The 21819-nt window shown below is 63.5% G+C and carries 28 protein-coding genes, 1 tRNA gene and 4 pseudogenes; 12 read left to right on the top strand and 21 right to left on the bottom strand.

Annotation, left to right across the window (positions count from 1 at the left end):
- The first annotated feature begins 88 nt into the window (after positions 1 to 88).
- Both FHR19_RS15985 and FHR19_RS15980 read left to right on the top strand, forming a co-directional pair.
- Positions 89 to 1324 (top strand): molybdopterin-dependent oxidoreductase, encoded by a 1236-nt coding sequence (locus FHR19_RS15985; protein WP_184030546.1) that lies wholly within the window; start codon positions 89 to 91, stop codon positions 1322 to 1324.
- Positions 1325 to 1338: 14 nt separating this feature from the next.
- On the top strand, positions 1339 to 1821 hold the full coding sequence (locus FHR19_RS15980; RefSeq protein WP_007406258.1) for a c-type cytochrome: 483 nt from the start codon (positions 1339 to 1341) through the stop codon (positions 1819 to 1821).
- Between the two features lie 263 nt (positions 1822 to 2084).
- Here FHR19_RS15980 and FHR19_RS15975 read toward each other — a convergent pair whose 3' ends face one another.
- The 11 genes from FHR19_RS15975 to FHR19_RS15925 form a co-directional block, all read right to left on the bottom strand.
- A complete protein-coding gene (locus FHR19_RS15975) occupies positions 2085 to 2825 on the bottom strand; it encodes a sulfite exporter TauE/SafE family protein (protein WP_184030543.1) in 741 nt (246 codons plus the stop codon).
- Positions 2826 to 2833: 8 nt separating this feature from the next.
- A complete protein-coding gene (locus FHR19_RS15970) occupies positions 2834 to 3004 on the bottom strand; it encodes a hypothetical protein (RefSeq protein WP_221228589.1) in 171 nt (56 codons plus the stop codon).
- Complete coding sequence (locus FHR19_RS15965) at positions 3001 to 3516, bottom strand: chromate transporter (RefSeq protein WP_221228588.1); 516 nt, start codon at positions 3514 to 3516, stop codon at positions 3001 to 3003. Before FHR19_RS15965 ends, FHR19_RS15970 begins: the two co-directional genes overlap by 4 nt.
- Positions 3517 to 3638: 122 nt before the next feature.
- Positions 3639 to 4391: an arsenical resistance protein ArsH gene (gene arsH / locus FHR19_RS15960; protein ID WP_183930296.1), complete on the bottom strand. Its 753-nt coding sequence runs from the start codon at positions 4389 to 4391 to the stop codon at positions 3639 to 3641.
- A complete protein-coding gene (gene arsN2 / locus FHR19_RS15955; RefSeq protein WP_184030540.1) occupies positions 4391 to 4822 on the bottom strand; it encodes an arsenic resistance N-acetyltransferase ArsN2 in 432 nt (143 codons plus the stop codon). Before arsN2 ends, arsH begins: the two co-directional genes overlap by 1 nt.
- On the bottom strand, positions 4822 to 5145 hold the full coding sequence (locus FHR19_RS15950) for a YnfA family protein (protein ID WP_184030537.1): 324 nt from the start codon (positions 5143 to 5145) through the stop codon (positions 4822 to 4824). The genes arsN2 and FHR19_RS15950 overlap by 1 nt, the downstream gene beginning before the upstream one ends.
- Positions 5142 to 6428, bottom strand: a complete 1287-nt coding sequence (locus FHR19_RS15945) for an arsenic transporter (RefSeq protein ID WP_184030534.1) — start codon at positions 6426 to 6428, stop codon at positions 5142 to 5144. Before FHR19_RS15945 ends, FHR19_RS15950 begins: the two co-directional genes overlap by 4 nt.
- Positions 6428 to 6856, bottom strand: coding sequence for an arsenate reductase (glutaredoxin) (gene arsC / locus FHR19_RS15940; RefSeq protein ID WP_184030531.1), 429 nt, complete (start codon positions 6854 to 6856; stop codon positions 6428 to 6430). The genes FHR19_RS15945 and arsC overlap by 1 nt, the downstream gene beginning before the upstream one ends.
- A gap of 11 nt (positions 6857 to 6867) precedes the next feature.
- Positions 6868 to 7200, bottom strand: a complete 333-nt coding sequence (locus tag FHR19_RS15935; protein ID WP_183930437.1) for an ArsR/SmtB family transcription factor — start codon at positions 7198 to 7200, stop codon at positions 6868 to 6870.
- 105 nt (positions 7201 to 7305) lie between these two features.
- Entirely contained in the window at positions 7306 to 7488 is a 183-nt protein-coding gene (locus FHR19_RS15930) for a hypothetical protein (protein WP_183930285.1), read from the bottom strand.
- Between the two features lie 40 nt (positions 7489 to 7528).
- A complete protein-coding gene (locus FHR19_RS15925; protein WP_184030528.1) occupies positions 7529 to 7873 on the bottom strand; it encodes a hypothetical protein in 345 nt (114 codons plus the stop codon).
- Between the two features lie 183 nt (positions 7874 to 8056).
- Here FHR19_RS15925 and FHR19_RS15920 point away from each other — a divergent pair.
- Positions 8057 to 9853: pseudogene (locus FHR19_RS15920) on the top strand (TonB-dependent receptor plug domain-containing protein); the annotation flags it as partial.
- 32 nt (positions 9854 to 9885) lie between these two features.
- Here FHR19_RS15920 and FHR19_RS17780 read toward each other — a convergent pair.
- Entirely contained in the window at positions 9886 to 10548 is a 663-nt protein-coding gene (locus FHR19_RS17780; protein ID WP_343053299.1) for a cation efflux transmembrane domain-containing protein, read from the bottom strand.
- Between the two features lie 136 nt (positions 10549 to 10684).
- Here FHR19_RS17780 and FHR19_RS15915 point away from each other — a divergent pair, with 136 nt between their 5' ends.
- The gene (locus tag FHR19_RS15915) at positions 10685 to 11095 is read left to right on the top strand and encodes a MerR family transcriptional regulator (protein ID WP_183930283.1); all 411 of its coding nucleotides are present in this window, start codon (positions 10685 to 10687) and stop codon (positions 11093 to 11095) included.
- Positions 11096 to 11324: 229 nt separating this feature from the next.
- Here the strand turns inward: FHR19_RS15915 and FHR19_RS15910 are convergent, their stop codons facing one another.
- The gene (locus tag FHR19_RS15910; RefSeq protein ID WP_343053317.1) at positions 11325 to 11576 is read right to left on the bottom strand and encodes a helix-turn-helix domain-containing protein; all 252 of its coding nucleotides are present in this window, start codon (positions 11574 to 11576) and stop codon (positions 11325 to 11327) included.
- A 404-nt stretch (positions 11577 to 11980) separates the two neighbouring features.
- On the opposite strand from FHR19_RS15910, the gene FHR19_RS15905 reads away from it, so the two are divergent.
- Genes FHR19_RS15905 through FHR19_RS15890 form a run of 4 tightly spaced genes read left to right on the top strand, consistent with a single transcriptional unit; the run spans position 11981 to position 13939 of the window.
- Complete coding sequence (locus FHR19_RS15905) at positions 11981 to 12184, top strand: hypothetical protein (RefSeq protein WP_184030525.1); 204 nt, start codon at positions 11981 to 11983, stop codon at positions 12182 to 12184.
- A 1-nt stretch (position 12185) separates the two neighbouring features.
- The gene (locus FHR19_RS15900; RefSeq protein WP_184030523.1) at positions 12186 to 12704 is read left to right on the top strand and encodes a hypothetical protein; all 519 of its coding nucleotides are present in this window, start codon (positions 12186 to 12188) and stop codon (positions 12702 to 12704) included.
- 9 nt (positions 12705 to 12713) lie between these two features.
- Positions 12714 to 13235: a hypothetical protein gene (locus FHR19_RS15895; protein ID WP_184030521.1), complete on the top strand. Its 522-nt coding sequence runs from the start codon at positions 12714 to 12716 to the stop codon at positions 13233 to 13235.
- Entirely contained in the window at positions 13235 to 13939 is a 705-nt protein-coding gene (locus tag FHR19_RS15890) for an SOS response-associated peptidase (protein WP_184030519.1), read from the top strand. Before FHR19_RS15895 ends, FHR19_RS15890 begins: the two co-directional genes overlap by 1 nt.
- A 25-nt stretch (positions 13940 to 13964) precedes the next feature.
- On the opposite strand, the gene FHR19_RS15885 is transcribed toward FHR19_RS15890, so the two are convergent.
- A complete protein-coding gene (locus tag FHR19_RS15885) occupies positions 13965 to 14156 on the bottom strand; it encodes a DUF6961 family protein (protein WP_184030518.1) in 192 nt (63 codons plus the stop codon).
- Positions 14157 to 14934: 778 nt separating this feature from the next.
- Here FHR19_RS15885 and FHR19_RS15880 point away from each other — a divergent pair.
- Positions 14935 to 15456: a Ros/MucR family transcriptional regulator gene (locus tag FHR19_RS15880; RefSeq protein ID WP_184030802.1), complete on the top strand. Its 522-nt coding sequence runs from the start codon at positions 14935 to 14937 to the stop codon at positions 15454 to 15456.
- Between the two features lie 169 nt (positions 15457 to 15625).
- On the opposite strand, the gene FHR19_RS15875 is transcribed toward FHR19_RS15880, so the two are convergent.
- Positions 15626 to 16312: a phosphoribosylanthranilate isomerase gene (locus tag FHR19_RS15875; RefSeq protein ID WP_184030517.1), complete on the bottom strand. Its 687-nt coding sequence runs from the start codon at positions 16310 to 16312 to the stop codon at positions 15626 to 15628.
- A gap of 201 nt (positions 16313 to 16513) precedes the next feature.
- Here FHR19_RS15875 and FHR19_RS15870 point away from each other — a divergent pair, with 201 nt between their 5' ends.
- Positions 16514 to 16792, top strand: coding sequence for a hypothetical protein (locus tag FHR19_RS15870; RefSeq protein ID WP_184030516.1), 279 nt, complete (start codon positions 16514 to 16516; stop codon positions 16790 to 16792).
- A gap of 346 nt (positions 16793 to 17138) precedes the next feature.
- Here the strand turns inward: FHR19_RS15870 and FHR19_RS15865 are convergent.
- Positions 17139 to 17896 (bottom strand): annotated as a pseudogene (locus FHR19_RS15865) (IS5 family transposase).
- 187 nt (positions 17897 to 18083) lie between these two features.
- Positions 18084 to 18344 (bottom strand): helix-turn-helix domain-containing protein, encoded by a 261-nt coding sequence (locus FHR19_RS15860; RefSeq protein ID WP_343053298.1) that lies wholly within the window; start codon positions 18342 to 18344, stop codon positions 18084 to 18086.
- A gap of 141 nt (positions 18345 to 18485) precedes the next feature.
- Here FHR19_RS15860 and FHR19_RS15855 point away from each other — a divergent pair, with 141 nt between their 5' ends.
- Positions 18486 to 18770, top strand: a complete 285-nt coding sequence (locus FHR19_RS15855) for a hypothetical protein (RefSeq protein ID WP_184030512.1) — start codon at positions 18486 to 18488, stop codon at positions 18768 to 18770.
- 15 nt (positions 18771 to 18785) lie between these two features.
- Here the strand turns inward: FHR19_RS15855 and thyA (FHR19_RS15850) are convergent, their stop codons facing one another.
- The 3 genes and pseudogenes from thyA (FHR19_RS15850) to thyA (FHR19_RS15835) form a co-directional block, all read right to left on the bottom strand.
- Positions 18786 to 19685 (bottom strand): thymidylate synthase, encoded by a 900-nt coding sequence (thyA, locus tag FHR19_RS15850; protein ID WP_184030800.1) that lies wholly within the window; start codon positions 19683 to 19685, stop codon positions 18786 to 18788.
- A 98-nt stretch (positions 19686 to 19783) separates the two neighbouring features.
- Positions 19784 to 20245 (bottom strand): annotated as a pseudogene (locus FHR19_RS17770) (recombinase family protein).
- 233 nt (positions 20246 to 20478) lie between these two features.
- Positions 20479 to 21132, bottom strand: a pseudogene (gene thyA, locus FHR19_RS15835) (thymidylate synthase); the annotation flags it as partial.
- Positions 21133 to 21286: 154 nt separating this feature from the next.
- Between thyA (FHR19_RS15835) and FHR19_RS15830 the strand changes: the two are divergent.
- Positions 21287 to 21673, top strand: a complete 387-nt coding sequence (locus FHR19_RS15830) for a JAB domain-containing protein (protein ID WP_184030503.1) — start codon at positions 21287 to 21289, stop codon at positions 21671 to 21673.
- A gap of 51 nt (positions 21674 to 21724) precedes the next feature.
- Here FHR19_RS15830 and FHR19_RS15825 read toward each other — a convergent pair.
- Positions 21725 to 21801 (bottom strand) — tRNA-Met (locus FHR19_RS15825).
- Positions 21802 to 21819: the final 18 nt, after the last annotated feature.

Below are 21819 nucleotides of genomic sequence, written 5' to 3'. Positions count from 1 at the left end.
CCGCCGTGGTGATCGGATCAGTCGGTTCGATCACTTGCAGAACGCCCCTTCGATCCGCCAGCGTGGCTGGCCACAGGAGAGCCTTGTCATGGACAATTTCGACGCCGGGCTGGCGAGTGAGACCAGCCGTCGCCGCTTTCTTAGGCATGCCGCGCTCGGCAGCGCCGGCCTTGCCGCAGCACCTGCGCTGGCACAGCAGCTCGTCGACCTGAAGCTGCCTGGCGGCAATGCCGAACGGCCGATGACCAGCGCCTTTCCCGGCAAGGGCAGCATGATCCTCCAGCGTGTCCATCCACCCTTGCTGGAGACGCCGATGGAGGTCTTCGACAAGTCGGTGTTCACGCCCAACGACCAGTTCTTCGTCCGCTGGCACTGGGCCGATATCCCGACCTCGATCGATGTCGAGACTTTCCGCCTCAACGTCTTCGGCCACGTCAACCGGCCGCTGTCGATCAGCCTCGCTCAGCTGCTGCGCCTTCCACGGGTCGAAATGGCGGCGGTCAATCAGTGCTCGGGCAACAGTCGCGGGCTATTCCAGCCGCGCGTCGCCGGCGCGCAATGGGGCAATGGCGCGATGGGCAACGCCAAGTGGCTCGGCGTTCGCCTGCGCGACGTGCTCGACCTCGCCGGGGTCAAGGCAGGCGCGGTGCAGGTGCGCTTCGGCGCTCTCGATCAGCCGGTCGTGGCGGGCGCTCCTGACTTCGAGAAGGCACTCGACATCGACCATGCCCGCGACGGCGAGGTCATGATCGCCTTCGGCATGAACGGCGAGCAACTGCCGCTCCTCAACGGCTTTCCCTGCCGGCTGATCGTGCCGGGCTGGTACTCGACCTATTGGGTCAAGATGCTGAACGCGATCGAGGTACTGCCCGGCCCTGACGACCAGTATTGGATGGCCAAGGCCTACAAGATCCCCGCGACACCCGGCGCGAATGTCGCCCCCGGTGCCAAGGACTTCCCGACCGTACCGATCAATCGCATGATCCCGCGTAGCTGGATGACCAGCCTGCCCGATGGTCAGGCGATCGCCTATGAAGCGTCGATCCCGGTCGGCGGCATCGCAATGGGCGGCGATTGCGACGTCGCCAAGGTCGATGTGTCGTCGGACGGTGGCCGCACCTGGTACAGGACGACGCTCGGAGCGGACGAGGGCAGGTACAGCTTCCGGCGCTGGGACGGGCGGGTGCCGCTGAGACGCGGGCCTAACCCCATCATGGTGCGCTGCTGGAACACCAACGGTGTCGCTCAGCCGATGAAGCCGATCTGGAATCCCGGCGGGTTCATGCGCGGCAACATTGAAACCACCACCATCATCGCGGCCTGAGGAGCGAGCAAATCATGAAGACTCCGTCTCCCGGCATGATGGCTGCTGGCCTGATCGGCCTGACCGGCATCATCCTCGTCTCGATCGGCGCGCCGAGCAGCCGCAAGGCGCCCGTTCCGATCTCCGAGATGTCTGAGCCGGCACCGGCCGCCAGCGTGTCAGCGCGCGGCTTCTCGCTTGCCTCGACCAGCGTCGACCTGCCGGCCGACGACGCGACCTACCCCGACGGTCCGCACGCCGACGTCATCAATGCCAATTGCACCTCGTGCCACTCAGCCAGCATGGCGCTGACCCAGCCTGCGCTATCGGCGGATCAGTGGAAGGCGACCGTCACCAAGATGCGTGAGGTGTATAAGGCGCCAGTGGCCGAGAAGGACGTCGATGCGATCGTTGCTTATCTCACCGCTATGCCGAGCCAGAAGGTGGCACCCGCGACCGGCAAGGCGCAGGACCCGGACCCCAAAGTGGCTCCTGATGTCTCAGGTGGAACCGGCTAACCGATCTACTTCCATAATCCCGAAATACCATCGTTTTTGGGAAAGCCGAACAGAATCGGGGAGGTCGAGGCTCAGCGGCTGTCCTCCTGCCGACATGAATGAATGGCAGAAGTTGGGGAGCCGAAGCGAGGCCACGAATGGCCGAAGTTGGGTCAGAGCAGCAGCGAGCGGATGTATGCCAGGTGTCACAACCGTTCGGTTGTGACACCAATATTCGGAAACCGGAGCCCTGCCGGCGCTGCAAGCAAGTCTGTACGACGCGATCAGGTCAGGATTAGCTTCCCCGCCGCGACCAGCAGCACGATACCCAAGGCCTGAAGAAGACGTTGTGCGGGTAGACTTGCCACGCCCAGCGATGTCCCGATCACCGCGCCGATCGCCACCGACAGCATGAACCAGGGCAATTCGGGCGGCAGATGGCCGACGCTCGACAGATTGCCGGCAAGGCCGGCAATCGAGTTCGCCAGAATGAATACAGCCGCGATGCCGCTCGCCATCCGCGCGCTCGACCAGCCCGCCATGATGAGCAGCGGGCTCAGGAAGATGCCGCCCCCAGTGCCAGTCAGGCCGGAGAGCAGCCCGATCGCGGCGCCGCTCGCGACCCCGGCAGCAGGCGGCGGTGTCGTGATTTCGTCCTGTCGTTTCATCTGTCGCGGCCAGAGCAGTCGCACGCCGGCGACCAGGAGAACGATGCCGATCAGCGGCCGGTAGGTTGCGCCCGGCAAGGTGATGCGACCACCAAGGAAGGCGAGCGGTAGCGACCCGAGCAGAAAGGGGAGCAGGCGTCGCCCGTCGAACTGGCCGGCGCGGATGAACCGCCACGAGGTGAATGAGGCGACCATGATGTTCATGACCAGCGCAGCCGGTCGGATCGTCGCCGGAGCGAGGCCGAACAGCGCCATGATGGCGATGTAGGCCGACGCCCCGGCGTGCCCGACCGAGGTATAGAGCAGAGCGCCCAGCCCGAGCAGGGCGCAGATTGCGAGCAGGGTGTAGGTGTCCAACGGATAGCCTAGTGAAAGAGGGGAACGGCACCGATCGCCGAGGCTTCGTTGAGCTGCTTGTCGGTCAGGACGTGATGATGGGCGACGAGCGAGTCCTGGACGACCGGCAGCGAGGCGAGCCCGGCGAACGCTGTGCACGTCGCCTTGAGCAGGATCAGATAGAGCAGGACGATGTTCATGCGCGGACCGGGGGCAGGATCGCGCCCAGCACGGCCGCGCCCAGCAGCACCTCGATCGCGGGGATGCCCGCCACGACGTAGAGCAGGAATGCAGCCGTCGCGATGGCGACGACCCGCAGCCGCGATCCGGGTCGATAGTGCGGGTGCGCGATCGTCCAGCACGTCTTGACGGTGATCGCCACGGCCGCGGCGATCGCGCCGTGGATCGCCGCCTGCGCCAGGCCGTTGCCCTCCGCCTCGGTGAACAGCGCGCTCGCGACAACGACGATCAGGGTGCAGGGGACGGAGGCGGCGAGCAGCGCCACGATCGCGCCGGGATAGCCGCGCAGCAGCCATCCGATGCCAGTGCAGAAGGCCAGGACGTTGGTGCCAGGTGTCAGGCGAGCGAGGCTGAAGCACAGCGTAAAGGCATCGGCATCGATCCAGCGTCGCCGATCCAGCAGCTCGCGATGCAGCGTGCCCACCGTCGCGCTACCGCCGCCCAGCGTGAAATTGCCGTAGCGGGCGAACACGTCTGCAATGGCAAGTAGTCCCGGGCGGCCCCGTGATTGTGTTTCCGGATCGATCATATTCGGGTTTGTGCCATGACGTGGCCGATGCGGCTATGATCGTCCCGCGACATGCCTATGACACGTCAGGACGAGCGCTGTGCTTCGGTCGCGATGCTCGACAGATCAGTCGTTGCGTCGATCGGTATGCCGGCCTCTTTCCTTTCCGAGTAGCGATCGACGAGATGTTCGGTGTGCGGACGCAGCAGCACCGTAAAGCGGACCAGCTCCTCCATCACGTCCACGATCCGGTCATAGTAACTGGACGGCTTCATGCGCCCGGCGTCATCGAACTCGTTGAACGCCTTGGCGACGCTCGACTGGTTCGGGATCGTCACCATTCGCATCCAGCGACCCAGCACGCGCAGGGTGTTGACGCTGTTGAACGACTGCGATCCGGCCGACACCTGCATGACCGCGAGCGTGCGCCCCTGTGTCGGGCGCATCCCGCCCATCGACAGCGGCAGATGATCGATTTGCAGCTTCATGATGCCGGTGATCTGACCGTGACGTTCCGGGCTGCACCACACCTGACCTTCCGACCATAAAGACAGCTCGCGCAGCTCATGGACGGCCGGATGATCGTCGCCGGCATGTTGATCGGGCAGCGGCAGGGTGGACGGGTCGAAGATGCGTATCTCGCAGCCGAAGAACCGGAGCAACCGCGCCGCTTCCTCAACGCACAGGCGGGAATAGGATCGCTCGCGGAGTGATCCATAGAGGAGGAGGATGCGCGGCGCGGGTTCTAGCGGGCCGAGCCCCAGCGCCGGCCGCTGAACGGCATAGGCCGGATCGAGCGCTGGCAGGGTATCGGGTTCAGTGAGGGTGCGGAGCGGCATCAGATGGCTTTCATGAGATAGGCGGCCGATGCGGGGCAGAGCGCGGTAAACTCGCGCGATGCGGCGACGGCCGGAGGAGCAGCGCCGCGATCGGCGTCGGCATAGCCGAGCGTTCGGAAAAACGGCGCGGCCGTCGTCGTCAGCAGATGCAGGCGTTCCACTCCGAGGTTGCGCGCCTGTCTTTCGAGGGTGGCGACCAATGCCCGCCCGAGGCCATGCCCCCGGCGATCGGGGAGTACGACGATCGAGCGAAGCAGGCGGTCAGCCCCTCCACCCTCCAGGCCGCCATAACCCACGAGGCTATCGGCCTCGAACTGGAAGAACAGGCGGCCGGGATCAGCGAGATCGGCGCTGGGCAGGTTCGCGGTTTCGAGGAACGATGCCAGCTTGGCGATTTCATCGGGACCAAGCGATGTGGCAGTCAGCTCCATCATGCCCCCCGCGGGCCAAGAAGGATGACGCAGGTTCCGACAAGACACAGGACCGCACCGCCCACGTCCCATCGATCGGGCCGAACGCCCTCGACGCCCCATAGCCAGAGTAGCGAGGCGCAGATGTAGATGCCGCCATAGGCGGCATAGGCACGGCCCGCCGCGTCGCTGTCTACGCGAGTCAGGAGCCAGGCGAACAGGATCAGCGAAGCGATGCCGGGCGCCAGCCACACGGGCGACTTTCCCATACGGAGCCAGGCCCAGAAGGCAAAGCATCCAGCAATTTCCGCGAGCGCCGCGCCAATGTAGATCAATGCCGTCATCCGATCGTGATCCTCGACGCCAGCGCCGCAAGCGTGATGAGCAGAACCGGTACGGTCAGTGTGACCCCGACCCGGAAATAATAGCCCCACCCGATCCGAACGCCCTTCTGCCCCAGGACATGCAGCCACAGCAGCGTGGCGAGTGAGCCGATCGGCGTCAGCTTGGGGCCGAGATCGCAGCCGATGACGTTGGCGTAGATCATCGCTTCCTTGACCGCCCCTGTCGCATGCGTGGCGTCGATCGACAGCGCGCCTACCAGCACGGTTGGCATGTTGTTCATTACCGACGACAGGACGGCCGCGATCACGCCCGTTCCCAGCGCTGCGCTCCACACGCCGCCTTGTGCGGTGCGGTCGAGCAGCGCCGCCAGATGGTCGGTCAGGCCGGCGTTCCGCAGGCCATAAACGACCAGGTACATGCCGAGCGAAAATATGACGACCTGCCACGGCGCGCCGCGCAGCACCTTGCCTGTCTGGATGACATGGCCCCGCCCAGCGATCACCAGCAGCAGGATCGCGCCGGCAGCGGCGACGGCGCTGACCGGCACGCCGAGCGGTTCGAGCAGGAAGAAGCCGGCGAGCAGCAGGGCAAGGACGATCCATCCGGCGCGGAAGGTCGCGGCGTCACGGATAGCGGCACCGGGCGCACGCAGCGCGGTCACATCGTAATCTCGCGGGATATCACGTCGGAAGAATATGAGCAGCGCGCCCAGCGTAGCCGCGATCGACATTAGATCGACCGGCACCATCACGGCCGCATATTCGCCGAACCCGATCTTGAAGAAGTCGGCCGACACGATGTTGACGAGGTTCGACACGACCAGCGGCAGGCTGGCGGTGTCGGCGATGAACCCGGCCGCCATGACGAAGGCCAGCGTCGCCTTGTCCTTGAACCCCAGCGCGCGCAGCATGGCGATGACGATCGGCGTCAGGATCAGTGCCGCGCCGTCGTTGGCGAACAGCGCGGACACCGCCGCGCCGAGCAGCACGATCAGAACGAATAGCCGGCGACCATGCCCCCTGCCCCAGCGCGCGACATGGAGTGCCGCCCATTCGAAGAACCCGGCCTCATCGAGCAGCAGGCTGATGACGATGATCGCGACGAACGCGGCTGTCGCGTTCCAGACGATGCCCCATACTACCGGCACGTCGGACAGGGTGACGACACCCGTGAGCAGCGCCACGATCGCCCCGCCCATCGCGCTCCACCCGATGCCGAGGCCCTTCGGTTGCCAGATGACGAGCGTGATCGTCGCGACGAAGATCAGGAGGGCAAGGAGCATCAGGCGACGCGCTGGCCCGAAGCGTCCACCACCTGTTCGCCGTCTTCCTTGGCGAACGCGGCGAGCTGGCCGCTCGGCAGCAGATCGAGGACGGCTTCGGACGGCCGGCACAACTTCACGCCGAGCGGCGAGACGACCAGCGGCCGGTTGATGAGGATCGGATGCGCCATCATCGCATCCACCAACACGTCGTCGAACAGCGCCGTGTCGCCCAGGCCCAACTCCGCAAAGGGCGTCCCCTTCTCGCGTAGCAGCTCGCGGGGCGTCATGCCGGCGCGATCGATCAACTCGACTAGCAGCGCGCGCGAGGGCGGAGTTTTCAGATACTCGACGACATGCGGCTCGATGCCGGCGTTGCGGATCATCGCCAGCGCGTTGCGCGACGTGCCGCACTCGGGGTTGTGATAGATGACGATATCGACGGCCACGGGGCGTCCTTTCAGCAGCAGGGGGCGAGTTCGGCGACGAGCGGCGCGCACAGCTCCGCATTGCCGGCGCAGCAATCCTTGACGAGGAACAGCGTCAGCGCGCGCAGGCCGTCCAGATCGGCACGGTAGATGATCGAGCGGCTATGCCGTTCAGAGCGGACCAGGCCGGCGCGCGCGAGGATGCCGAGATGCGCCGACATGGTGTTCTGCGGCACGTCGAGCGCCCGCGCGATATCGCCCGCCGCCATGCCGTCCGGTTCGTGACGCACCAACAGGCGGAACACGTCGAGCCGCGTCCCTTGGGCGAGCGCGCCTAGCGCAGCGATTGCCGACTCATTTTCCATATATCTAGCATAGTGGATATATAAGTGTAGTCTAGTGGTGGCTTCACGCTCGATATGGCGCGCCATGAAAACGGGGGGCGGTCGCCCGCCCCCCGTCCCTTCGTCTTACTTCATGTTCGGCATGGCGTGGCCGGCGTGATCGCCGCCCTTCGCCTTGTCGCCATGATCGCAGCAGTCAGCACCGTCCTTGCAGCACGCCATATCGGCGCAGCAATTCGCGACCGCGGCGAAGGCGCCCGTCGAGAGCGTGAGGGCGAAAGCGGCGCTGATGAGCTTGAACTTGGTCATGGTATTCTCCGTGTCGATTCGTGTGAGGTCAGGTTCGACGTCACGCGGTCTGCGGAGGGGGCGTTGCCGGTGCGCTGGTAAGTCCGAGCAGCCCGGTATGGGCGACCGCCCAAGGCGACAGCGGCACGAACAGCATCGGTTCGACGTGCGCAACCGTCTCGCCGGGCATCGCCGCGCACGGCGTGGCGCAGGCCGAGGGCGGGATTTTCTTGATCGGAACGTGGCCTGGGGTGTTGGCGCAATCCATCGCCGCGGACGCGATCGGCGTCGCGGCCATCGCCATCGTCTCGCAGAGCGGGCCGAGCCGCACGAGCATCATCACCGCCAGGACGACGATCGTGGCGGTGCGGACGAGCCGGAAAAGCGGGAAGGCCCGGAGCGACATGGCGGTGTCGTAGATCGACCAGGGACCGCGCACAACGGTCCTGACCAATACAGTGTTGACCCTGTAGCGGCTACAGCCCTTATGGGCCGTCCCTCACAAGCGTCCCGATGATCGCGACGCCCATGCAGGGGTAGCGTTTTGCCGTACAGAGCAGGCGACAGGATTTTGATAGCGTCGCCCATCGTGTTTGCGGTCCTATGCCTGACAGCGAACGCTGCGGCGGCACAGGATCGACCAACCGTAGCTGTGCCGCCGACGTCCACCGAGGAAGCTGATGAGGGCGAGGACATCGTGGTCCAGGCTACCCGCACCGGTCGCCGGGTGCAGGACGAGCCGATCCGCGTCGAGGTGTTGAACCGGGAAGAGGTCGAGGAGAAAATCCTCATGCAGCCCGGTAACATCTCCATGCTGGTGAACGAGACGCCCGGTCTGCGCGTCCAGGTTACGTCGCCGGCGCTGGGGGCGGCGAACGTCCGGGTGCAGGGCCTGAAAGGTCGCTTCACGCAAATCCTCGCCGATGGATTGCCGCTCTACGGCGGGCAGACGCCATCGATCGGCCTTCTACAAATACCGCCTACCGACCTTGGACAGGTCGAGATCATCAAGGGTGCGGCATCCGCGCTCTACGGCCCATCGGCGCTGGGCGGCGTCATCAATCTCGTGTCGCGCCGACCTTCGCCGGCACAATTGGGTGAGTTGCTGGTGAACGCGACCAGCCGGGGCGGGCAGGACGTGACCGGCTACAATTCCGGTCCGCTGACAGAGGCGATCGGCTACTCGCTGACCGGCGGGTTCAACCGGCAGTCCGCCCAGGATATCGACGGCGACGGTTGGGCGAACATTCCCGGCTATGATCGCTGGACGTTCCGACCGCGGCTGTTCTGGGACGGTGCGGGCGGCGCGAAAGCCTATCTGACGGTCGGGGCGCTCGCCGAGCAGCGCCGCGGCGGCACACTGCCCGGCCGCGTCGTGCCGGACGGTTCGACCTTCGCCCAGGATCAGCGCAGCCGGCGATTTGACGCCGGCCTCAACGCCCAGGCGCCGATCGAGGGCGTCGGTACGCTCTATCTGCGCGCGTCGGGCGTAACGCAGGCCCATCGGCACACCTTCGGCGACGTGATCGAGAATGACCGCCACAACACCGTCCTGACCGAGGCATCGCTGGGCGGCGGCACCGGCGACACGACCTGGCTCGCCGGTGCCGCCTACCAGGTGGACAGCTATCGCTCGCGGACCTTCCCGGCTTTCGACTACACCTATCGAGTGCCCGCGCTGTTCGTGCAGGCCGAGCAGAAGGTGTCGGCGAACCTGACGCTTGCGGGCAGCGCGCGCCTCGACGACCATAGCGAATACGGTACGCGCGTCAGTCCGCGCGTGTCGGCGCTGTTCAGGCCCGGCCCTTTCACCGTGCGCGCGTCGCTGGGTCGCGGCTTCTATGCGCCGACCCCGTTCATCGAGGAAGTGGAGGCGGCAGGGTTGTCGCGGATCGAGCCGCTACGGGGCTTGCGCGCCGAAACGGCCGACACCGCCTCGATCGACTTCGGTTATGCGCACGGGCCGATCGAGGCGAGCCTGACGCTGTTCGGGTCGAACATCGACCATGCCGTCCAGCTCCGCGATGTGAGCGCCACCCGCGCCGAACTGGTCAACGCCGATGGCGTGACGCGCTCGCGCGGGGCCGAGCTGCTGCTGCGCTACCGTCTAAACGCCATCACCTTCACCGGAAGCTATGTCCGCACCGACGCGCGCGAACCGAACCCGGACGGCATCGGCCGGCGAGCCGTTCCCCTCACTCCGCGCAATACCGCCGGGCTGACAGCGGTGTGGGAGAAGCACGAGCGCGGCCGAATCGGGCTGGAGGCCTATTATACCGGCCGCCAGAGCCTTGAGGACGACCCCTATCGCAGCCGAAGCCGTCCCTATGTCGAGCTGGGCGCGATGGGCGAGCTGAAGCTGGGCAAGGTCAGCCTGTTCCTCAACGCCGAGAACCTGCTGAACTTCCGCCAGACCCGCTACGATCCGCTGCTGCTGCCCCGGCGCGCGCCGGACGGGGCGTGGACGGTCGATGCCTGGGGTCCGCTGGACGGCCGCACCATCAACGGCGGCGTCCGCTTCCGGTTCGGCGGGGATTGAGCCAGCTCGACACACGCCTTTCGGATGATCTGCCAGCCCCCGGAGACGCCGAGGCCTGCGAGGATCGCGGCGACCGCGATATCCGGCCAGCCGGTGCCGGTGCCGAATACGCCGAACGCCGCGGCGACGACGGCGACGTTGCCGATCGCGTCGTTGCGCGAGCATATCCAGACCGACTGCCGGTTGGCGTCGCCGCCTCGATGCCGCCAGAGCAGCGCGGCGCAAGCCATGTTGGCGATCAGCGCCGCCACGCCCACAACCCCCATCGTCTCCGCGCCCGGCAGCGTGCCCGACGCCGCCATCCAGACGGTATAGCCCAGCACCCACAGGCCGAGCAGGAGCAGGGAGACGCCCTTCGCGAGCGCGGCGCGCGCTCGCCAGTGCAGCGCCATCCCCGCAACGCCGAGGCTGATTGCGTAGTTCGCGGCATCACCGAGAAAGTCGAGCGCGTCCGCCTTGAGCGAGGCGGAATGCGCGGCCACGCCGGCGACGACCTCGACGCCGAACATGCCGGCGTTGATGGCAAGCGCGATCCACAGCACGCGCCGCCATGCGCGGTCGTCGTCCCTGTCGGTTGGAGCGGCACAGCCGCCGCAGCATCCTCCTGCCATGTCGTCACCTCTTGAAGCCGAGCGCGACACCCCATCTAGTGTCTGTAGCAGCTACAGGGTCAAGGTGATGGCGCTGACGATCGGCGATCTGGGCAAGGCGACCAACACCAAGGTCGAAACGGTTCGCTATTACGAGCGCATCGGCTTGTTGCCGAAGCCATCCCGCAGCACGGGCAACTACCGCACCTATGGCGCGGCCGAGTTGGGCCGTCTGTCCTTTATCCGACGCGCGCGCGACCTCGGCTTCTCGCTCGATCAGGTACGCGCTCTGCTGGGTCTGTCCGACGATCGGACGTGCGACTGTGCCGGCATCGACCGTATCGCCAACGAGCATCTGCGCGAGGTGGATCGCAAGCTCGCCGATCTGACCGCCCTTCGCCGCGAACTGAAGGCGGTGATCGACTCCTGCGACGGCGGCACAGTCGCTGAATGCCGGATCATTGAGGCATTGGGACCAGCGGCCTTACCGAACGCCTGAGGTGTCAGAACCGTCCGGTTGTGACACCGCCGCGCTACCGGGCGTTTTATGCGAGGTTCGGCGTGTCAGAATTCTGTGTCAGATCGTCTGCGGGGGAATGAGCGGCCATCCGGTGCAGACCCACCAACCGCGCGCCCGGTTCGTACCTGCCGAGATGAACAAGCGTCCGCTTCCGGGAAGGGCAAAGATGCCGCTGAACGACCGCAAGTGGGTCCTTTCGGCAGTGACTTCATGCGCCTGCAGCGTGGCGAACGCCTTCGCCGCGGCGAAAGGCGATTGGCGCTACCCCGGAGTGGGCCCTGAACCGGTTCGAGCAGTGCGCCGGACTGGCAAACCCTAAGGCATAAGCGATCGTCGCCGCGCTCTCACCGACTTCCAACAATCGGCGGGAGGCGAGGTTCAGGCGAAGCGCGCGTACATAGGCGGGGTAGCCCACGCCGAACACTGCCTCAAATCGGCGGGAAAATAGGTGGGGGACAATTGGCAGATAGTCGCGGCTTCGGAGGGCGCCTGCGAGCTCTTTCCGCTGGAGTCTATTGAGATCCGACCGATCCGGTGCCGGGTGTCACAGTGGTACGAGAAGGCCGGTGCTTGCTGATCGGTCATTCGGACGGGCAGGATCGGCAACTGAATCGCCTTCGCGAAAGAGGCCTTCCCGGGTTGCAAAGCCCGCAGTGGTAAGCGGTCGTTAAGCCTGACCGACTGGATCGGTATCCGTCCGTTATCGGCGGTCGTTTCTACGACTGCCAATTGATCTGCCGCTCGAACGCCAGGCGCAAAATGAGAAGCTGCGAGGCGATCCACCGGCTTGAAAAACGTTCCCTGTACGTTCTAACATTGGGGCCGCCGAAGCGACGGCGATTCGACGGTCACAGGGACATGAGAATGCAGTACGATCTGCAACTGCGTGCGGCTGCTAGCGCGGTCTACAACGCCTGCTACCCTAGCGAGGACTGGTCCCCGGTCGGTTTCGATGAGGCCGAGCGGTTCGGAACGGTCCACTATCGCCAAGCCGTCGATGCCGCACTTCAGGCCCGCGCCGTGATGGCCGCGCGCGGCGAGCAGCTGGCCCTGCCAGTCTTCGCCTGATGTGGTTAGCGACCCCAAGACCCTCGACGAACTCAACAAGATCGAGGCGCAGGTTCGGGTTACGTGCCGGGGTTGCAAGGCAACCGAGGTCTGGGAGCTCAACGCACTGATCGCCGAGGTTCGCAGGAACGGCGGCAACACCGATTGGCGGGCGGCACGGCGATCGATCAAGTGTCCCAAAAGATGCGCATCGCCGCTAATCGATCTGCTTCCGTTACCGTTCGGAAGGCGGCGAGCGCGCCGCGAGGCGCATCATCACGCGCTCGTCGATCTGTCGCTGCAGATTCTGCGCGAGGCTACAGCTCGGTCAGCGAACGAGGCGGTCGGGACGCTGGAAGTACGGCTCGCGTTGCATGTCCTGCGGCCGTTCGTTCGCAATCAGCGATTGCTCAACGAGTTCTGGAAGGCGGCAACCGCAGAGCCTCGTCACCCGTGGGCAAGCTGTCACCTGCCATATCGCTGGATCGTGCAGCAGCTGACGGATTTGGGCGTGGACGTGACGGCCGCAAATCGCTCCTGAGGGAACGCGTTGACTCATCCGCTTGTCGGGACGACCCTGCCTGATCCGGGGGGCAACGCTGTGCAAAAGAAGTCATCGAATGGAGGCGGCTGGCTTGTCGTCGGGGCGGTCCTTTTGGCTGGCTACTGCTCACTGAAAAAGGACGAGCCTGAAGCCACCGCCAGCACGATCACCGCCTACGACTCATCCCCGGACGAGGCCGACGCCACACCGATCGAAACGGACGACCAGCAAGATGCCAACGATCGTGAGGATGTATTCGACGGCCGTGTCATCGCTGGCGAAACGTATCCCCAATATGATGAGCGACGCGATGCCATCGCCACCGGCCTCTATTCAGGAGGCGATGAATGCACCGAGGACTGCAGCGGCCATGATGCCGGCAGGCAGTGGGCTGAACGGCGCGGTGTCACGAGCGCGGACGACTGCGGCGGAAAGTCGTGGAGCTTCGTCGAAGGATGCCGATCATATGCCGAGGAGCAGTCCGGCAGCGGAAGTGACGAGAGCGACACCGAGGTAGGCGACTTCTGATGTGCAACAGGTACCGGATGACAGCAAAGCAGGCCGATCTCGCGGCTCGATACGGCGTCGATGCGATCTATCCGGAGGACGCCAACTTTCCCCCGCCCGAGCTGTTCCCCGATCGCGAGGCCTGGGTGCTTCGGCAGGATAATGATGGACGGCGGCTCGACACGATGTCGTGGGGATTTCCGCGGAAGGTCCCGGGCAAACGGATCGACAAGATTACGGGAAAGCCCGTGCTGCTCGACACAAAGGTGACGAACGTCCGCAACTACACCTCGCCCTTCTGGAAATCAGCGCTGGCCAACCCCGAGCGGCGCTGCCTGGTCCCATTCACAAGCTTCAGCGAATATGGGCCGGGTCCGACGGGGAAACGCCCGCTGTTCTGGTTCGGCGTCCCCAGCCGACCCATTGTCAGCTTTGCGGGGGTTTGGCGTCCAACCGAGGCCGGCGCCGTCTTTGCGTTCCTGACGACCGAGCCGAACCCGCTCGTTGCCCCGGTTCATCCGAAGGCGATGCCGGTGCTGCTTGATGAGGAGGACGAGGAGCGATGGCTCACCTGCTCGTTCGATGACGCCGTTGCCTTGGCGAAGCCGTTCCCATCGCAGCTAATGTCAGTGAAGCAAGCTGACGATCCACGTGCCGAGGTGGGCAAGGCCGAGCAGAAAACTGCTGAGGAGCAGCGCCCCGATCAGCCAAGCCTCGATCTCTAGCCGGCTCGGACGCCTCATGGAACGGTCACGACGGTCGCTCGGGGCGTTGATCGAGAGCGTCCAGTCGCGCAGCGATTTCGAGCCATCTGGCTACGCCCGTTTCGTCGCCTGCAAGCGCGAGCGCGGTGACCCGCTCCGCGATGTGCTCTCCCGCCCTGCTGCCGTGCTGACGCTCGACCATCAACGCCTCTGCCCAGCGCTCCTCGTCAGGCGTCACAGCGATGTCTCCGCCAATAGCGCTGCCACTTGAGCACAGTCCCCGTCTTTAACATCGCGCAGGACAGGTCGCCTGTCCTCGCGGACCTGCACCACGCGGCAGTTCGGTTGCCGCGCCCATCGCCGTCTGATCGACATGTCAGCTGCGGTCCCGTGACGATGACGTGACCCTCGCGTGATCGGCCGACTGGCTTACCGACCAGCTGCGCCAACGCATCTCGTGCGCGTTCGGCGGAGGCAGCGGGGCAGGGCTGCTTCTTTCGACAGTCGCCGCCGATCTCCCGGGCGGCAATGCCCGCCAGGCGGATGCGAGGCCCCTCCTTGCACCACAAAGGGCCGTCTCCATCCCACACCCGATCAGGCGTGCAGACGAAGGTCGTGCCGGCTGGAACCACATCGATGACGGACAGAACGAACAGCAACAGCATCCGCGCTCGTCTAGAGCATCGAGCAGCTCGACGCGATATCAACGCGCTCCGCGAGTTGGGCGGGAGTTGGTTGGGGGAATAGCAGCGCACTAAAGCTTCAAGCGGTCCACCGGGGATCGTTGACGGCAAGCGGGTTCAGGGCGGCGCTTACAAATCACGTCCATTCGACTTGCCGCAATGTCACTGCAGGGGCTAACTCGCGAGCGACGGCAACATAAATTACGGCTGCTTCGAAAACGCATGACTATTTAAGCGATTGCGAAGAACCTCCATTATGGACATATCGCGTTCTGCCGCATGTCGAGCTTTTGGATTTCACTTCGTTCCGCGGCTTCAAGATTGGAAATGACCATGTCAGAAGAGACGACGTTCAACCCGGTCGAGTTGGCCACCGAACTCACGATCGCCTGGCTCGGCAATCAGAACAATCGGGTGTCGCCTGACGACGTGCCGGCTTTCCTCCGTACGATGCACGCGACGCTCAATGAGCTTTCGGGAAGCGCGGCCCCGACGGTTGAAGCCGCCGATGCGAAAGTCGATACTGCCGAATACACGCCGGCGGTTTCGGTGCGGAAGTCGCTGGCTTCACCGGATCACATTGTCTCGATGATCGACGGTAAGCCTTACCGGACGCTTCGTCGTCACCTTTCGACGAACGGCCTCACGCCGGACGAATATCGCGCGCGCTACAACCTGAAAGCCGATTACCCGATGGTCGCTCCCAGCTATTCGGAGGCGCGGCGCTCTATGGCCAAGGCGATCGGCCTCGGGTCGAAAGGGCGTCAGGCGCGTGCAGACGCATCGAAGGAGCCGGCTGCCGCAACCGAGGTGAAGCCCGCCACCCGCCGCCGGAAGAAGACCGGGGAAGCCTAGTCCTGGTGGGAGCACCGCCCGGCCTTGACCGTGCGGTGCTCCCCGTTGCGATCCCCAGACGCTTTCTTATCCGTGATCCTTGCTCGTCGCCGCGGTGCGGCTCAGAGACCAGGCGAACGTTACGGTACCCAGAAACCTGGCGACCAATAAACCCGGATCGGAGGTCGCTTCAGATGATCGGGTGCCTGGAGGTAACCACGGCATCGGTCTGCTCGACTGCCAGTACAAACGCAGCCAGCTTCTCCGGATCAAGCCGACCGTCGGTCCGCACGCCGGAACACAGATCGAGTCCGTAGGGGCGGACCCGCTTGATCGCGTCGGCCACGTTGGCGGCCGACAGGCCACCCGCAAGGAACACCGGCCGTTCGGTCGCCCGAACGAAGGCGGCGCTTACCGCCCAATCGTGAGCACGACCGGTCCCACCCAACTCCGCGATCGCAGCGTTCGGCTTGCCCGAGTCCAACAGGAAGGCGTGGACGTGAGGCGCATAGGCGGGGATCAGGTCCAGGGCTTCGGGCCCTTCGACATGGATGACCTGGACCCGCCGCAGATGAGCCTCCAGCGCGGCCAGTCTTTCCGACTCGACCGGTTCGATATGCGACACGACCTGAACCGTGGACGGATTCGTGGCTCGAACATGCGCTGAGATAGCCTCGGCGGTCGTCTCCGAGGTCAGCAGGAACGTTGCGATCGGTGGCGGCGCGAACGCCGTCACCTCAGCGATGGCGGTATCAGGGATCGGGCCGGGACCGGACGGCATACGCGCCACCAGCCCGAGAGCGTCGGCGCCGGCCTTGATTGCCATCGTCGCCTCGTCGGGCGAGGCGATGCAGCACACCTTGATCCGGGTCCTCATGACTATCGGTATGGCATCGGCCTGGAGGGGCTGCAAACCGCGAGCCTGACTGATTGGGCACGTCCCGAAAATAAGAGCCTCGTTTGCGGCTCGCATGGCGCCCGCAATGCTCTAGGTGCAGATGGCGGGGAAAGCGATATGCGAATTGTCGCCGACTTTTCAGGTCGATTGGGTTACGACATGGGCTGACAGGAGGCTGCGATGCACGACCTTGGTTTGCCGATCTTGTTTCTGGCGATCGCGATATACATCCGGACGGTCTGCATCGCGCCGCGCTCTTATCGCCGCTCGATGGTGAACTTCCCCGTTCTTTTGATGCTCATCGTAGTGAGCGTCCTGCCGCCCATACCTGCGCCGAAATACATCTTCGTGTGCTTCTGCATCATTTGCAGCGCGCTGGGTGCGATCTTGATAGCGGACCTGATCGTGAGGGCGCATCGCATCAGACGCAGTTATCGTCTGCATTGGCGCGCGCCCTAGGTAGCACGGATCCGGGTCTCATTCAGCCGCTACCAGAAGCTGGTTTGCACTCCTCTGAAGGGAAGTATTCCAGGCATTAATTCGCTTAAGTCTGTTCGTTTGGTTCCAGGATATGAGCTAATACGACTTGGTCGGTGCGACTGAACGATAAATTTATAGGCGCTGTAATATACTCGTCTTCCCCGCACCGATATCGCTTTCGGCAGGTGGTTATTTGCAATCTGCTGATTTTCCAGACGTGAGATTGTAGCGCTTAACTAGTTGTGCCGCAGGTCAGTGCGAAAAACGCTGCTGCACGACGATTTCTAGTCCGAAGGACAGGGTAACTAGCGTCAGGCCTCGATGGTCATAGCAGTAAGACGACAGTGATGACTAGAGCGACGGTGGATAAGAAGGCGGTGGGGTGGCGATCGTAGCGCGTAGCGACGCAACGTCAGTCCTTGCGGAGGCCGATTATAATATTGATGCGGCTGCGGTGCCGGTAGCACCGCTTGTCGTACCCGACGGGCTCGCTGGGCGACCTGCCGCCTGGGATGCATTGCCGGATACCCTTGGCTTGTAGAGCGTCCCGAAACCGGTCAGCGTCATAGCCGCGGTGGCCGAGCAGCCACTGCGTTTTTGGCATGTCGTCGAGCGGCGCTGCCGTGCCGGCGTATTCGCTGACTTGCCCGGCGGTCATGAAAAAGATCAAGAAACGGCCGTACACATCGGCGAAGGCATTTAGCTTGACGCTCACGCCACCTTTGGTGCGCCCGATCAGGCGACCAGGATCCCCATTGTAATCCGCAGCATCTAGACCGTGCGGTGCGCCCTTCAGGTAGGTAGCGTCGATTATGATTGTCTGTGGCTCGCCACAACTGCAGCCAGACCTTCCCTCATTCGTGTGAACACGCCGGCTTCGCGCCAACGCTTCTACAAACTGTACAGCGTCTTGTGCGGGCCGTACTCGCCGGGCGCATCTCGCGACCGAAGCCCGTTGCGGTTGACGAACAGAATGCAGCTCAGCATCCGCCGGTCACCCACCCTCGGCTCGCCGTTGCTCTCGGTAAAGAACGGCCGCATCCACTCGATCTGTGCATCCGTCATCCAGAACAGGTCGCTCATCCCGGCTCTCTGAAGGAGGCAGAATTAGATCGCCAACAGGCCGAGCCTTTTAGATGAAATCACCCTGTTCTGCTCGAGTAGTAGAACTGTTTCGAACGTCAGATTTTTTCGATTTCGATCCTGCCCGAGAGCTTCAGCGAGCGGCAGAGAAAATCAAGCCGAGTAATTGATTGATTGAGCGAATTGGTCACTTAGCGGCGTTCTGCCTCCGCCGGGAAGGCTTCAGCTTGCTGATGTCAGCGTTCGTGAGATCAGCTAAGAGCTCGCTGGGATGAACTTTTAGACTCGACGCCACGATGCACAAGGTCGTTAATGCGATGTTCTGCGTTCCGCGCTCGACTCGTCCATAGAAGGAGCGATCCAGGTCGGCAGCCTGCGCGAAAGCCTCCTGACTCAGGCCCGATTGTTCCCGGAGCCGCCTGATTGTCGCTCCGATGATCTGCAGCACCTCTCGTTCCATGAAAAGGACGTGACGTTGAGTCGTTAGGACGTCCACGGCCTAGCGGAACACGGCTTTTGAGTCCCTCACTTATCCGCTAGGAGAGGTTGCGTCACGCAAACTCGCGTTGGCAACTCGGAAGGATGGCAGATGAGGGTGAGCTTCGAGGGAAGGTATACCATTGACCAGTTCGCCTCTCTGATGATGAGGGTGCTGCGCATCCTCGCCGAAGGTCAGTTCGGACATCTTGAGGACATCGACCTACATCTCAGGGCGTTCGATCTCGACGGACGTGAGACGTACCCTCCCGACGAAGAAGGGCGCCACGCTGGCCTCCGCTTCTTTAGAGCGGAGGAGGGCCAGTCCACGTTGATCAATGTCGACTGGCACTTCCCCTGGCTGCTTGGACACGAATGGCCAGAGGACGTGAGATGAGGGGAGGAGTGTAGGCTATACCGCCACGTCAGCCTTGATTCCGCTATGCGGTGCGTAGCCCTCCACCTCAAAGTCCGCGATCCTGTATCCGTCGATATTCTCAGGCTTTCGAACTAAGCGCATCTTGGGGAATGGCCGGGGAAGCCGTTGGACCTGTTCGCGCGCCTGTTCGAGATGGTTCATGTAAAGGTGAACGTCGCCTCCTACCCAGATAAGCTCACCGGGCCGAAGATCTGTTTGCTGAGCAAGCATAAGCTGAAGCGCGGTTGCACCAACATAATTAAACGCAGCTCCAAGCAGTAGATCGACCGACCTCTGGAAGAGAAGGCAGTTGAGCCGTCCGTCAGAGGTTACATGGTATTGATAAACCATGTGACATGGCGGCAAGGCCATTGCGCTTAGTTCGGCGACATTCCAGCCGTGAAAGAGCATTCTACGGCTTGTGGGATTTTCACGGAGTGTACGGACCAGTTCGCCGATTTGGTCATATTCACGACCGTCCGAGCCGAGCCAACGGCGCCATTGCTTGCCGTAGACCGGTCCGAGATCTCCCCAACGCGAGGCAAAGGCGTCGTCCTCTACAATGCGCCGTTCGAACTCCTCTTGTGAAATCGCTTCGCCCGTCTCGCGCCGATACGTCGCAAGCGGCCAATCGCTCCAAATACGGACATTTTCCCGCAGCAACGGTTGGATGTTTGTCTCGCCGGTTAGGAACCAAAGCATTTCCTTGACGGCGGTTTTCCAGTAGACGCGCTTAGTCGTGAGGATTGGTACATCTCCCTGAGAAAGGTCGAAGCGCACCATCGCACCGAAAATCGACTTGGTTCCGACTCTCGTCCTATCCTCTCGCTCGTCCCCTCGCTCAAGGACTTGCGCAAGAAGATCTAGGTATTGATGTTCTGGATGCCTAATCATTACTTTTCCTTGCTTAGAGCACTGTATAGCGTATTTTGCCAAACCTTGAAGTGCTCTGCTACGTCTGTGACTGATACCTCCTTTTTGGAACGCATCGATCACGCGAGCTCGATATCAGTACTACTTAGTGCAGGAGGTCTACCACCTGTTCGACCTCGCGCACGTGCCGAGGCTAGGCCGGCCTGCGACCTCTCAGCCAAAAGGTCCCGCTTGAAAGCCGCGATCGCAGCGAAGACGGTGAACATAAGTTTGCCATTAGCAGTGATCGCTTCGATTCGATCTCGCAACGATGCGAACCCGATCTAACGAGAGCATAGCAGCTCAACTGTAGCCAGCAGTTCCTTGGTCGATGCGCCATCCCGGTCGAGCCACCAGGCTACGCATTCGTCCCCTCCACGCATCGCCTTCAGCGGACCCTGAAGTTTGGGCATCCTAAAATACCGCACGCTTCTCGCATCGACATACACGCGCGCCCGATTCACGCCATGAGTCCTGAGCGCATCAAGCTGCAGATCCAGTTTCTGCTCGTCGGTGGAGACACGGGCGTACCAAAACTTCATCCACGCACCCTTTCCAGCACATTGCTTATGGCACTGAGTGTCGGAACAGACGCTGTTGTAGAAACGGTTCGATCCATCTGCCGCACCGTGCTTCGAATTGGTCATTTTTGGTACGTCGGGGAAGCTAGACCCCGCAACGCGAAACCATTCATCGACAGTAGCGCTACGCCGACCGAACGGCAGGCTTCACCCTCGCCATTCATTCAGTGATGGGTTGGCGCTACGCCGGAAAAGAATGGAAAGCCGAGCCCCAGGTCGCACGACCGCTGCCACAACATTCCTGACAGCTGCCCGTTCGCGACATGATATTGATAGGTCATGTGACAGGGCGGCAGCGCCATCCCGCCAAGCTCGGCGACATTCCACCCGGTGAAGAGCAGGCGCCGCGACGTCGGGTTGTTGCGGATGGCATCCACCAGCGCCGCGATCTGGTTCACCGGCTCGCCCCGGCGATAGAGGCCGTCGCCCGCCGGCGCATAGGTGTCCCACGCCACCCATTGCTTGCCATAGACCGGCCCAAGATCGCCCCACCGCGCAGCGAAATCGTCGTCTGCCAGGATCCGAGCCTCGAATGCGTTGCGCTCGATCGCCTCACCCGTTTCGCGCCGGTAGCGGTCGAGCGGCCAGTCGGTCCAGATATGCACCTTCTGCCGGACCAGCTCGCGGATGTTCGTATCGCCGGTCAGGAACCACAGCATCTCGCGCGCCGCGGTCTTCCACGCCACGCGCTTGGTCGTGAGGAGCGGGACCCGCTCGTCCGACAGATCGAAGCGCAGCGTCGGCCCGAACAGCGACCGCGTGCCCACGCCCGTACGATCGCGGCGCTCGTCGCCCGTTGTCCAGACCGCCTCGAGCAGGTCGAGATATTGTCGCTCGAAATGGTCCATGCCGGTGCTCCGTAATCCGCCTTGCGGTTTAGCCGCGGGGAGCGGCGGGGCAAGCCCGGCTGCGCTTGCTCCGAAACCCAAGCATGCGGATCGCAGGTCCGAAACGGAGGCGCTTGGCAATCCCCGAAGCCCTCGTTCATGGCATGCTCAGGAAATGACCTCGGCAAACCAATGCCTTGTGGATATCGGCGGCGCGCGAAGGATCTTCGCGCCGCTGGGGGGCGCGGCCATCGAACTCGCTGCCTTTGCCTTTCTCGATCGGCAGCACAGGGTGATTGCCATCCGTCAGGGTGAGGCGGGTCATGTGAGCGCCGTCGATCTCTCCCTCAGGCTGGTTGCGCGGGAAGCCTTGTCATTGGAGGCGGCAGGTGTGGTGATGGCGCATAATCATCCGTCTGCGGACGGACGGCCGAGCGAGAGCGACATTGCGGTCACGCGTTCGGCGGCGCAGGTGTTCGGGCGGCTGGACGTGACGTTGGTGGATCACGTGATCGTGACGCGGACGGGTTTGACGAGTTTTCGGGCGCTGGGGCTGTTGTAGGGCGGACACGACGACGCCCCCGGCTCTATCGAGGCGGGGGCGTTGTGGTGTTGGTTGCGGGGACAGGATTTGAACCTGTGACCTTCAGGTTATGAGCCTGACGAGCTACCGGGCTGCTCCACCCCGCGCCGAGGTGATAGGGCTGC

The sequence above is a fragment of the Sphingomonas yantingensis genome (assembly GCF_014199325.1).
Classification (GTDB): Bacteria; Pseudomonadota; Alphaproteobacteria; order Sphingomonadales; family Sphingomonadaceae; genus Sphingomonas; species Sphingomonas yantingensis.
Note: the sequence above shows the minus strand (reverse complement) of the source record. Positions and strands in the feature narration are given on the sequence as shown.

Coding starts and splice junctions, on each gene's coding strand:
- FHR19_RS15925 (WP_184030528.1), bottom strand. CDS start 7,873: ATGTCGCTCCGGGCCTTCCCGCTTTTCCGGCTCGTCCGCACCGCCACG.
- FHR19_RS15875 (WP_184030517.1), bottom strand. CDS start 16,312: ATGAGGACCCGGATCAAGGTGTGCTGCATCGCCTCGCCCGACGAGGCG.
- arsN2 (WP_184030540.1), bottom strand. CDS start 4,822: ATGGAGCTGACTGCCACATCGCTTGGTCCCGATGAAATCGCCAAGCTG.
- thyA (WP_184030800.1), bottom strand. CDS start 19,685: ATGATTAGGCATCCAGAACATCAATACCTAGATCTTCTTGCGCAAGTC.
- FHR19_RS15945 (WP_184030534.1), bottom strand. CDS start 6,428: ATGCTCCTTGCCCTCCTGATCTTCGTCGCGACGATCACGCTCGTCATC.
- FHR19_RS15870 (WP_184030516.1), top strand. CDS start 16,514: ATGCACGACCTTGGTTTGCCGATCTTGTTTCTGGCGATCGCGATATAC.
- FHR19_RS15950 (WP_184030537.1), bottom strand. CDS start 5,145: ATGACGGCATTGATCTACATTGGCGCGGCGCTCGCGGAAATTGCTGGA.
- FHR19_RS15980 (WP_007406258.1), top strand. CDS start 1,339: ATGAAGACTCCGTCTCCCGGCATGATGGCTGCTGGCCTGATCGGCCTG.
- FHR19_RS15970 (WP_221228589.1), bottom strand. CDS start 3,004: ATGAACATCGTCCTGCTCTATCTGATCCTGCTCAAGGCGACGTGCACA.
- FHR19_RS15930 (WP_183930285.1), bottom strand. CDS start 7,488: ATGACCAAGTTCAAGCTCATCAGCGCCGCTTTCGCCCTCACGCTCTCG.
- FHR19_RS15985 (WP_184030546.1), top strand. CDS start 89: ATGGACAATTTCGACGCCGGGCTGGCGAGTGAGACCAGCCGTCGCCGC.
- FHR19_RS15890 (WP_184030519.1), top strand. CDS start 13,235: ATGTGCAACAGGTACCGGATGACAGCAAAGCAGGCCGATCTCGCGGCT.
- FHR19_RS15855 (WP_184030512.1), top strand. CDS start 18,486: ATGAGGGTGAGCTTCGAGGGAAGGTATACCATTGACCAGTTCGCCTCT.
- arsH (WP_183930296.1), bottom strand. CDS start 4,391: ATGCCGCTCCGCACCCTCACTGAACCCGATACCCTGCCAGCGCTCGAT.
- FHR19_RS15880 (WP_184030802.1), top strand. CDS start 14,935: ATGTCAGAAGAGACGACGTTCAACCCGGTCGAGTTGGCCACCGAACTC.
- FHR19_RS15905 (WP_184030525.1), top strand. CDS start 11,981: ATGCAGTACGATCTGCAACTGCGTGCGGCTGCTAGCGCGGTCTACAAC.
- FHR19_RS15915 (WP_183930283.1), top strand. CDS start 10,685: ATGGCGCTGACGATCGGCGATCTGGGCAAGGCGACCAACACCAAGGTC.
- FHR19_RS15830 (WP_184030503.1), top strand. CDS start 21,287: ATGACCTCGGCAAACCAATGCCTTGTGGATATCGGCGGCGCGCGAAGG.
- FHR19_RS15935 (WP_183930437.1), bottom strand. CDS start 7,200: ATGGAAAATGAGTCGGCAATCGCTGCGCTAGGCGCGCTCGCCCAAGGG.